This is a genomic window from Winogradskyella poriferorum (assembly GCF_050618035.1).
GTDB classification, from domain to species: domain Bacteria; phylum Bacteroidota; class Bacteroidia; order Flavobacteriales; family Flavobacteriaceae; genus Winogradskyella; species Winogradskyella poriferorum_A.
Genome location: NZ_JBODPY010000218.1, coordinates 1 through 223 on the forward strand (window position 1 = coordinate 1; position 223 = coordinate 223).

At 32.3% G+C, this 223-nt stretch carries 1 protein-coding gene; it reads right to left on the reverse strand.

The features are described 5' to 3' along the window. Nucleotides 1-223 (reverse strand): hypothetical protein (locus ACRHOC_RS15535; protein WP_431159485.1); only part of this gene is annotated, 223 nt, incomplete at both ends.

Genomic DNA, 223 nt, shown 5'->3' on the forward strand with positions numbered 1-223 from the left:
TTGTTTCGGTTCGCAATCTACCTTCATCCTTAAAACGTTGTGCTAGCTTAAGTACATTATGAAAACTGAGATGTTGATAATAGTTGTATGATCCTGTTTGCTTGTCTTTGACATACCCAAATTTGTATACCCTTGGTTTTAAGGCTTTTTTTAATTTTAGAGTATCACCTGCATAAAAACCATCTATATAATTGTTTAAGGTGGTTTTGATTTCCTCTTTATC